Here is a 10,509-nt window from a genome sequence, read left to right as displayed (position 1 = left end):
AAAATCATCGGCAGCGGTGATTTAGCGCTGGAAGCCGGTACTCAAACCGTTAGCCTGTCTAACCAGCTTAACAACTACACCGGTGACACCACCGTGCGTAACGGTACGCTGGTGATGGCCAACGATAACGTGCTGGGTAAAACCGCTAACTTAACCGTCGACAACGGGGCTGCGTTTAACACCGCTGACGGCACCGGCAGCTACAGCCAGACCGTGGGTGCGCTCAATACCGCTGGCGGTGCTTCCGTGACGCTGGCTGCGGGCAGCGTGTTGACGATTAGTGATACCCAGCGTGCTGCCGGTGTGACTGATGGCGGAACCATCGCCAACAGCACCCTGACCGGCGCGGGTGCGCTGAATGTAACGGCCAGTGAGCTCGTGGTGAACGGCGCTAACGCCGGTTATACCGGTGACGTGACGCTGTCTGATACATCGCTGGCGACCTTAGACGGCGCACAGGGTCTGGGAACGCAGGGCACCATCACGGTTGCCACCGCGAGCGACCATCTGACTGTCAATATCAATCCGCTGTCCGGTAACGCCACCAACCTGACCAAATCGCTGGCCGGTGCGGGGCAGGTGACCGTTCAAAACGTCACTGACCTGACGGTCTCCGGCGATAACGCGGGCTTCAGCGGCCTGTTCACGGTGGAAACCGGCGCGGCATTACGGGCGTCAGAGCAGAAGCACTTAGGTCGCTCAGCCATTGCGGATAACGGTGTAACCTATCTGACCGCCAATAGCCGGTGGGAACTGGAAAACGCTATCACCGGTACCGGCGCGCTGGTTAAGCAAGGCGCAGACAGCTTAGTGGTTAACCACGACCTGACCTATACCGGCAACACTACCGTTGATGCGGGTCAACTGATTATCGGTGACGCTGTCGGTTCAGCCGGTACCTTATCGGGCAGTGCTCAGGTTAACGTGCTGGCTAACGGTACGCTGAGCGGACTGGGCGACGTTGTTGGCTCCGTCAACAATCAGGGCACTATTGCGTCACTCAATGCCTTAACCGGCTATGCGGGCGCTGCGGCCGGTAACCAGACTATCGGTGCACTAACCAACGGCGGCACTATCCAACTGGCAGGCAGTCAGACCGGCAATACCCTGACGGTCAACGGTGACTATACCGGCGGCGGCACGCTCGTGGTTAACACCGCCTTAGGCGATGACAGCTCGGCGACCGATAAGCTCATTATCACCGGCGATACCTCCGGTAATACCGGCGTTGTTGTCAACAACGTCAACGGTGCCGGTGACCAGACGGTGAACGGGATTGAAGTGGTGAGGGTTGGCGGTGTGTCTAACGGTACCTTTACGCTCAATAACCGTGCGGTAGCCGGAGCTTATGAGTACTTCCTGAATAAGGGCGGTGTTGCAACACCGAACGACGGCGGCTGGTATCTGCGTTCTCAGATCCCGTCACCAACGCCGGTTGATCCAACCGATCCGGATGCGCCGATGCCGACGCCGACGCCAACGCCTGCTGACAATATCATCCGTCCTGAGGCGGGCAGCTACATGGCCAATATGGCCGCGGCCGGTAAACTGTTTAACCTGCGCTTAGAAGACCGTGAAGGTCGGGCAGAGAACTCCAGTATGTGGTTACGTCAGGTGGGTTCAAGAACCACATTCCATGACACGACCGGTCAGTCACGGACTGCCACCAATACCTATGTGGTTCAGGGCGGCGGTGAAGTCTGGGATAGCCACTTTAATGACAGCGATCGCTTAGGCGTTGGCCTGATGGCAGCCTATGGCAACGCCAGCAGTAAAACCCGTTCTGAGCTTAGCGGTTACCGCTCAAAAGGTAGCGTTGATGGTTACAGTGCCGGTGTGTATGCCACCTGGTATCAGGATGCAGCCAGCCTGAACGGTCTGTATGTGGACAGCTGGATGCAGTACAGCTGGTTGAACGCGGATGTGAACGGCGAGCAGCTATCTAACGAGAGCTACGACATCGACGGAATGAGTGCCTCGGTTGAAGCCGGGTACCGTATGCCGGTTTATCAGGGCGAAAATGGCGACGTGTTTATCACGCCACAGGCTCAGGTAACCTGGAGCGGTATCAGCGCTGACGACCACCGTGAAGTTAACGGCACCCGCGTGACTTCATCGGGTGAGAACAACGTGCAGACTCGTCTGGGCGTGAAAATCTCCCGTGACGGCGTGAGCGATAAAGACAAAGGTAGCGACAAGCTATTTACCGTGTATGCCGAAGCCAACTGGCTGAACAACAGTCAGCAGGTCGGCGCGGTACTGAACGGCGTTGAAGTGAAGCAGTCAGGCGCACGCAATCTGGCTGAACTGAAGCTGGGTAGCGAAGGGAAGTTGAATAAGCATGTTAATCTATGGACTAACGTGGCTCAGCAAATGGGAGACGATGGTTATAGCGATACCGCGTTAATCGTTGGATTTAAATATAAGTTCTAATACTGAGTAAGTAAAAGGCCTGCAACCGGCGTTGCGGGCCTTTTCACTATCTGCCTCAGTTTTGTTAATTTTTATCAATGTACAAGGTATGGAGAATATGGATATTAAACCTTGCTGTCATCATTGTGAGAACGCTCACTACGTTCGAAAAAATGGCTTATCCCGCGCGAAGAGCCAACGATACTTTTGTAATGTTTGCAAAAAATCATTTCAGACCCGTTATATCTATCAGGGAAAGGAGTCTGATATTTATCGCTTAATCGAAAAAATGCTGGCAGAAGGCGAAAGCCATGAAAATATTGCTAGTCGATTGGGGATTAGGTTAGACATGGTGAGTCGCTACATTTTAGCCGCGGTAGAGGATAAGTAGAGTTTTTCTGCTCTGTTCTTATCGCGCTTTTATGTTTTGATTGCGTTTTAACGGATAACCGGACGGTTATCCTTTTTGGTCAGTGGAACTACCGGTTTGGTAGTTCTACTATTGTTCTACTATTTATCCCTTCCTTTATATTGCCCTGCGGGATAAAACCAAACCTACGCTACCAGAGCTCAATATCAATTTAGCGCAGCTGTAACGACAGCAGCTTGCCGGCTTCAATCACCAACGACGCCAGATATTCCCTTTTATCATCCGGGATCTGAAAGGCAACGCCCGACATACTAATGGCCGCAACGACTTTTCCCTGAGGGTTTCTGACCGGCACCGCAATACACCTCACGCCCTGACTGTCTTCTTCATCATCATAGGCCCAGCCTTTAGTCCTGATTTCGGCCAAAGCCTGCTTCAGTGCCTCTTTGCTGGTTATGGTAGTATCGGTAAAGCGCCGTAGCGACTGGTCATCGGGCAACAGCTCATCGACTTCGCTGTCGGTTAACCAGGCCATTAAGGCTTTACCTAACCCCGAGCTATGTAATGACAGCCTTTTGCCTTCCCAACTGCGGATAATAATCGACTGCGGGCTTTCAAGCTTGGTCAAATAAATAGGCGACGCCCCTTGCAACACGCCAAGGTGGCAGGTGAGGTTGGTTTTATCCCTCAGCGCGCTGAGTATCGGCAGGGCGATCTTTTTGATATCGAACTGCTCAACCGCTTTATTACCAAATTCATACAGACGCAGCCCCAAATAATATCTATCTGCATCCTGACGCAGCAGACCGTGGGCGACCATACCGTTAAGCAGTGACGAAGTACTACTCTTAGCTATGCCAACATCCTGATAGATTTGACTAAAAGTTGCACCATTTTTGCCTGATAGATAGTCACAAACGCGGACCACCTTATCGAGAGCCGGAATTTGGGTTGTGATTGTTTTCATCGCTGTATTTGCATGATTGGGAACGTTAAATGGGAGACAGTTTCATTTAGAGTAGATGGCAGTATACCTAATGTAGGCCATATTTCATACGTACAATAAGACGAAAACGGGTTGTTTTCATACCGTTGCGCCCGTGATTAATCGGGCTGAGCGCCTTGGTGCGGGTATATCACCTTGTGATCTTACCTTATCTCTCCTGAATGTGACCAGCATCCTTGCCGATCGCGATATTATCCATTACATGTATTTACTGCATTTTATTCCCTTAGCCTATGGTCATTAAGCTGGCATTGCCGCCTGCCGCCGCGGTGTTAATGCTTAACGCCCGCTCCAGCACTAATCTTTCCAGCAAAATGTTACTTTCTCCGTTGGCGAAGCCCTGTACGGAAACAATCGGCCCGTCGCGTTGGGCTACCTGCTCGCACACCTCTTTTAACCGATCGCTGTCACCGTGGTAGAGAACCGCGTCGAACGTAGACTCAGGGGAACGCCAATCGGTGACAAAATGCACCTGCTTTTGGGCCGACTCTGGCAGGCTTTTATGCAGTGCGCGGGTTGATTCATCCTCTATCCACAGTGCGCTAGAACCCACGGACAGAACCGCGGCCAGCTGAATGAGCGCATCGTCTTCAGCGCTATTTAGGCACAAAATACGATGGCGCGGCAGCAGGGCGTAGCTATTGCGTTCACCGGTCGGGCCGTTGAGTAAACGAACGGTGCCCGATTGGGAGTTATCCCGGTAGCTGTCGCAGGCGCTGGCAAGCGCGTCATTATTACGCTCGATAGCCCAGGATTTAAACAGTTCCAGAGTTGGTAACAGGCCGTCTCTAACGCGGGTATCGATTGGGCGAACGTCGTCTGAGCGACGAAATGCCTTCGTTAAGGCATTGGCCGGGCGATTAGCGAGTAAACGATAGAGATACAGCGGGCCACCGGCTTTCGGACCGGTGCCCGATAGCCCCTCACCGCCAAACGGCTGAACGCCGACTACCGCACCGACGATATTGCGGTTAACGTACAGGTTTCCCGCCTGTGCCCGTTCGGTTATCTGATTAATGGTTTCATCAATACGGGTGTGGATCCCCATTGTCAGGCCGTAGCCTGCGGCATTGATTTGTTCAATGAGCTCGTGGGTATTTTCCCGCTGGTAGCGGACCACGTGCAGCACCGGGCCGAAAACCTCTTGGGTTAACTGGTCGAAACTGTCTAGCTCAATCAGGGTGGGTTTGACAAAGGTGCCTCTGGCCCACAGCGGTTCATCGTCCCCATGGCTAAACGCCGCCTGATAAACGGCGTGTCCCTTGGCCCGCATGGTCTGAATATGCTGCTCAATATTGGCTTTGGCTTCGGCGTCAATCACCGGGCCGATGTCGGTAGACAGGCGATCCGGGTTACCCATACTGCATTCCGCCATCGCGCCTTTTAGCATTTCAATCGTACGGTCGGCGATATCTTCCTGCAGGCAGAGAATGCGCAGCGCCGAACAGCGCTGGCCTGCGCTGTCAAAGGCCGAGGCGACCACGTCAGTTACTACCTGTTCAGTCAGCGCTGAGGAGTCAACGATCATGGCATTCAGCCCGCCGGTTTCTGCAACTAATGGGATTGGTTGACCGTTAGGATCCAGTCGCCCGGATAGGTTACGTTGTAACGTTTGTGCCACTGCCGTTGAGCCGGTAAACATCACCCCACGGATCCGGCTATCGCCCACCAGTTTTGCACCCACCACCTCGCCTTTACCCGGCAATAGCTGAACGGCTCCGACCGGAATTCCTGCCTGATGCATTAGCGCGATGGTTTGAGCGGCAATCAGCGTCGTTTGTTCCGCCGGTTTGGCCAGAACGGTATTGCCTGCGGCCAGCGCGGCCGCTATCTGACCGGTAAAAATCGCCAGCGGGAAGTTCCACGGGCTGATACAGACCACGGGCCCAAGCGGGCGATAGCTATCGTTGCTAAAGTCATGCTTAACCAGATCGGCGTAATAACGCAGAAAGTCGACGGCTTCCCGCACTTCAGATATGGCGTTATTAAAGGTTTTTCCTGCCTCTCTGACCAATAGCCCAATCATTGGCTGGAGCTGGTTTTCCAGCATGGAAGCCGTACGGTTTAGCAGTTCGGCTCTGCGCTCCGGCGGGGTGGCAAACCAGATCGGTGCCGCATTGACCGCCGCATCAATGGCCCGATCGACGTCTTGTTCACTGGCCTCGGTAACATAGCCGATGCAGTCTCGTGAATCCGCCGGATTCACCACCCCGATCGGCGCGCTTTCGCCGGATAGCTCGGCATCGATTAACGGCGTTGCGTGCCACTCCTGAGTTGCGCTGGCCAGCAGTGCGCAAGAGAGTGAACCTAAACGATGCTCGTTGGATAAATCGAGGCCATACGAGTTTAAACGCGCGTCGGCATACAGCTTTCTCGGCAGCGGAATGCGCAAATGAGGCTTGCCCAACTCGCCTTCAGCCACCGTCTGTGCCTCAATCACCTTAGCCGGATCGGCAACCAGTTCATCAAGAGAAATAGTGGCGTCGGCGATGCGGTTAACGAACGACGTATTGGCGCCGTTTTCTAACAGCCGACGAACCAGATAGGCTAACAGGGTTTCGTGAGTGCCAACCGGCGCATAAATCCGGCAAGGGCGGTTGAGTTTACCTTCGCTGTGTTTACCCACCACTTGAAAATAGAGCGGTTCACCCATGCCGTGCAGGCACTGAAACTCATACTGACCGGGGTAATAGTTCTGACCGGCCAGATAATAAATTGCCGACAGCGTATGGGCGTTGTGGGTAGCAAACTGAGGATAAATCGCCTCCGGTACCGCCAATAGCTTGCGGGCGCAGGCCAGATAAGAGATATCGGTATACACCTTGCGGGTATAAACCGGATAGCCTTCGAGGCCGTCGATTTGCGCGCGTTTGATTTCGCTGTCCCAGTAGGCCCCTTTAACCAGACGGATCATCAGGCGATGCTGGCTACGGTGTGCGAGGTCGATCAGGTAGTCGATCACGTACGGGCAGCGCTTTTGGTAAGCCTGAACCACAAAGCCGATGCCGTTCCAGTTGGCTAACTGAGGCTCAAAGCACAGCTTTTCTAATAGATCTAATGAGATTTCTAAACGGTCGGCCTCTTCAGCGTCAATATTCAGGCCGATATCATACTGACGGGCCAGCACGGTCAGCTCCAGCAGGCGAGGGTAGAGCTCTTCCATCACCCGCCCATACTGCGCGCGGCTATAGCGCGGATGTAGTGCCGAGAGTTTGATTGAAATGCCCGGACCCTCGTAAATTCCCCGACCGTTGGCCGCTTTACCAATGGCGTGAATCGCCTGCTGATAAGAGAACAGATAGCGCTGAGCGTCTTTTTCCGTCAGGGCGGCTTCGCCTAGCATGTCATAAGAGTAGCGAAAGCCTTTTTCTTCCTGCTTATGCGCATTGGCTAAGGCTTCCGATATGGTTTCTCCGGTGACAAACTGTTCGCCCATCAGGCGCATCGCCATATCAACCCCTTTACGGATCAACGGTTCACCGCTTTTACCGATAATCCGGTTAAGGGACGATGAAAGCTGAGATTCATTATGGGTCGAGACCAGTTTTCCGGTCAACAGTAGCCCCCAGGTGGCGGCGTTAACGAACAGAGAAGGGCTTTGCCCGATATGGGAATGCCAGTTACCGTTACTGATTTTATCGCGGATCAGCGCGTCACGGGTGGCTTTATCGGGAATGCGCAACAGGGCTTCGGCCAGGCACATTAGCGCCACGCCTTCTGACGATGATAGCGAGAATTCCTGCAATAAACCCTGAACCATACCGGCCCGGCCGCTGCTGCTATTTTGGTTGCGTAACTTTTCGGCCAGCTTATAGGCTAACTGGTGGGCCGCCGCTGCCCGCTCTGGCGTTAGCTTGGCCTGATCTAACAGTCGGGGGATAATATCGGTTTCTGGTATGCGATAAGCGGCAGTAATGGCCGCGCGGGTGACAGACTGCGGCAAAATATTTTCCGCGAACTCTAAAAACGGTTGATATCCATGCTCTGTTATCGCGTCAGTGACGGATTCATTGCCGTCGGATCGGTTATTTGCGCTATTGCCAGAGATTTCAAAGGGAATGTTGCCACCTTCAATCTGATCGAGGTAGTTAAAAATAGCCTGTTTGATCAGCCAGTGCGGGGTACGGTCTACCGTCTGAGCCGATTTTTTGATTCTGTCGCGCGTGGCTTCGTCCAGCTTCACGCCCATCGTTGTCATTCCCATGTTGTTTCCTCTAAAACGCTGAAATGGCCGTGCTTTCACTGCCGTAGGTATGGATTGAGAATAGGTGTAAAATCGCATTTGTTGCAACCTTGTTTGAATAAAGTTGCACCTATTATGTGATTTGGATCCATCTTAGTGAATAATTCTATATATATGTCTTTTTCAGGAATATATACCAAAAGCTTGTAATCTATTGATACTGTATGGATAATTTCGCACTTTTGCCCAATGCGCCGTGGGATCAAATTTTCTCGGGATCGAGAAATGAATATCAAAAATGTGACTTGGTGTGAAAATATTGTAATTGATTTGTTAAATAAGTTGTGCGTTTTTTAGTTTGTTGTCTAGGATGAGTGATACTGAAGCACGAAAGGTTATACCTAGCGAACGACAATATGGCGGGTCTTTCAGTAATCAGAAATATATACGAGTTAACCGGTTTTACATCCGGTGCTACCGGCACTGATGACATAAAGGTTAGCTTCATGATGAGAATACGTGAATGTGGAGATCTGCATGACTGACAGTATGCCGATGCTTGTGACCTTCGTGGTCTATATACTAGTAATGATAGTGATTGGGCTGATGGCCTATCGGGCAACTAACAACTTTGGTGATTATATTTTAGGCGGGCGTCGCTTAGGAAGTTTTGTTACCGCGCTGTCTGCCGGTGCTTCCGATATGAGCGGCTGGCTACTGATGGGATTACCGGGCGCGATCTTTCTTTCCGGTATTTCTGAAAGCTGGATTGCCATTGGCCTGATTATCGGCGCTTATTTAAACTGGCGTTTTGTGGCGGGGCGCCTGCGGGTTCATACCGAAATTAACCACAACGCCCTGACCTTACCCGACTATTTCTCAACCCGTTTTGAAGACAAGAGCCGCATTTTGCGCATCTTTTCAGCGGTGGTTATTCTGGTGTTCTTTACCATCTATTGCGCCTCGGGCGTGGTTGCCGGTGCGCGTCTGTTTGAAAGTACCTTTGGTTTAAGCTACGAAACGGCCCTATGGGTTGGCGCATTTGCCACTATCGCTTATACCTTTATCGGTGGTTTCTTAGCGGTAAGCTGGACCGACACCGTTCAGGCTTCATTAATGATTTTCGCCCTGATTTTAACGCCGGTGATGGTGATTATTGCCGTTGGCGGCATTGATAGCTCAATGATGGTGATTGCGGCTAAAAATCCTGAAAATCTGGATATGTTTAAAGGTCTGAACTTCGTTGCCATTCTCTCGTTGTTAGGCTGGGGTTTGGGCTATTTCGGTCAGCCGCATATTCTGGCGCGTTTTATGGCCGCCGATTCACATCACGTTATTCATAACGCCCGCCGTATCAGCATGACGTGGATGATTTTCTGTCTGGGCGGCGCGGTAGCGGTTGGTTTCTTCGGTATTGCCTTCTTCTCGAACAATCCGTCGCTGGCCGGTAACGTGAGCGAGAACGGTGAACGGGTGTTTATTGAATTAGCCATGCTGCTGTTTAACCCATGGATTGCCGGTATTTTACTGTCGGCCATTCTGGCGGCGGTAATGAGTACGCTGAGCTGCCAGCTGCTGGTGTGTTCAAGCGCTCTGACCGAAGATTTCTATAAAGCATTCTTACGCAAAAACGCCAGCCAGAAAGAGCTGGTTTGGGTAGGGCGCTTAATGGTGTTACTGATTGCCGTGGTGTCTATCATATTGGCTTCTAACCCGGAAAATCGGGTGCTGGGGCTAGTCAGCTACGCATGGGCCGGTTTCGGTGCCGCATTTGGCCCGGTTATCCTGCTGTCGGTAGTGTGGTCGCGCATGACCCGCAACGGCGCGCTTGCCGGTATGATTATTGGCGCGGCGACGGTACTCATCTGGAAGCAATACGAGTGGTTCCATCTATATGAAATCATTCCGGGCTTTATTTTTGCCTCCATTGGTATTGTGGTGTTTAGCCTGATTGGCAACGGCCCGACCGAGAAAATGGTGTCTCGCTTTAATCAGGCTGAGACCGAATTTCAGAGCATTAAAGAATAGCGATTTTTAAGCGGTTATTACACAATTTGGCGCCCGACGGGCGCCATTTTTTTTTCCGATCGTATCATCGCCGGATGGCGCGATTATTCTGAAGCGTCTTATACCATTGGCCATTATTCCGCCCACCGTTTTGCCAACTAAAGCCCCATCACTACAACCGCAGGCTGACGCCCGATGAGTCAAAACAATTATTTTCACAATGCGCTAACGTCGAGGCCGCTTGTTGCTGGTGATAACGCTTTAGATCTTTGTGATTGCATTCATTAAGTCAGTTAGACTCTGTGATTATACCGGTTTATTGATGTCGCCATGCGTGGTCAGTGCCGGAAAATTTCGATGAAAAACTTCACGTTAGTGACCTGATTTTTCGGAAAAATTAGCCGTATTGTGAAAGATAGTGATAGACAACAAATAGACTGTTGTATATTTTACGCGAAATTATGATAAGCCCCCCTAATGGAATAGCGATGTTTGCGAGAGCAGAACAGGATTTTGCCGTTAAGAAAATCC

The 10,509-nt window shown here is 51.9% G+C and carries 5 protein-coding genes; 3 read left to right on the top strand and 2 right to left on the bottom strand.

Translation table 11 applies throughout. The annotated features are described in order from the left end of the window. Together GVI43_RS15610 and GVI43_RS15605 are read left to right on the top strand one after the other, a co-directional pair. Positions 1 to 2,433: autotransporter outer membrane beta-barrel domain-containing protein (locus GVI43_RS15610; RefSeq protein WP_159567760.1), on the top strand; the 2,433-nt coding region annotated here is incomplete at its 5' end. A 97-nt stretch (positions 2,434 to 2,530) separates the two neighbouring features. After that, on the top strand, positions 2,531 to 2,803 hold the full coding sequence (locus GVI43_RS15605) for a transposase-like zinc-binding domain-containing protein (protein WP_159567759.1): 273 nt from the start codon (positions 2,531 to 2,533) through the stop codon (positions 2,801 to 2,803). Between the two features lie 190 nt (positions 2,804 to 2,993). Here the strand turns inward: GVI43_RS15605 and GVI43_RS15600 are convergent, their stop codons facing one another. Together GVI43_RS15600 and putA are read right to left on the bottom strand one after the other, a co-directional pair. Continuing rightward, positions 2,994 to 3,749: an IclR family transcriptional regulator gene (locus GVI43_RS15600; RefSeq protein WP_159567758.1), complete on the bottom strand. Its 756-nt coding sequence runs from the start codon at positions 3,747 to 3,749 to the stop codon at positions 2,994 to 2,996. A 265-nt stretch (positions 3,750 to 4,014) separates the two neighbouring features. Further along, positions 4,015 to 7,992: a trifunctional transcriptional regulator/proline dehydrogenase/L-glutamate gamma-semialdehyde dehydrogenase gene (putA, locus tag GVI43_RS15595; protein ID WP_159567757.1), complete on the bottom strand. Its 3,978-nt coding sequence runs from the start codon at positions 7,990 to 7,992 to the stop codon at positions 4,015 to 4,017. 516 nt (positions 7,993 to 8,508) lie between these two features. Between putA and putP the strand changes: the two genes are divergently transcribed. Next, on the top strand, positions 8,509 to 9,999 hold the full coding sequence (gene putP / locus GVI43_RS15590) for a sodium/proline symporter PutP (protein ID WP_159567756.1): 1,491 nt from the start codon (positions 8,509 to 8,511) through the stop codon (positions 9,997 to 9,999). Positions 10,000 to 10,509 lie beyond the last annotated feature (510 nt).

The organism is Budvicia diplopodorum, assembly GCF_009800925.1.
GTDB lineage: Bacteria > Pseudomonadota > Gammaproteobacteria > Enterobacterales > Enterobacteriaceae > Budvicia > Budvicia diplopodorum.
This window is presented reverse-complemented; position numbering and strand designations above follow the sequence as displayed.

What these genes read in the sequence shown, in the direction of transcription:
- GVI43_RS15605 (WP_159567759.1), top strand. Translation starts at nt 2,531, where the DNA reads ATGGATATTAAACCTTGCTGTCATCATTGTGAGAACGCTCACTACGTT.
- putP (WP_159567756.1), top strand. Translation starts at nt 8,509, where the DNA reads ATGACTGACAGTATGCCGATGCTTGTGACCTTCGTGGTCTATATACTA.
- putA (WP_159567757.1), bottom strand. Translation starts at nt 7,992, where the DNA reads ATGGGAATGACAACGATGGGCGTGAAGCTGGACGAAGCCACGCGCGAC.
- GVI43_RS15600 (WP_159567758.1), bottom strand. Translation starts at nt 3,749, where the DNA reads ATGAAAACAATCACAACCCAAATTCCGGCTCTCGATAAGGTGGTCCGC.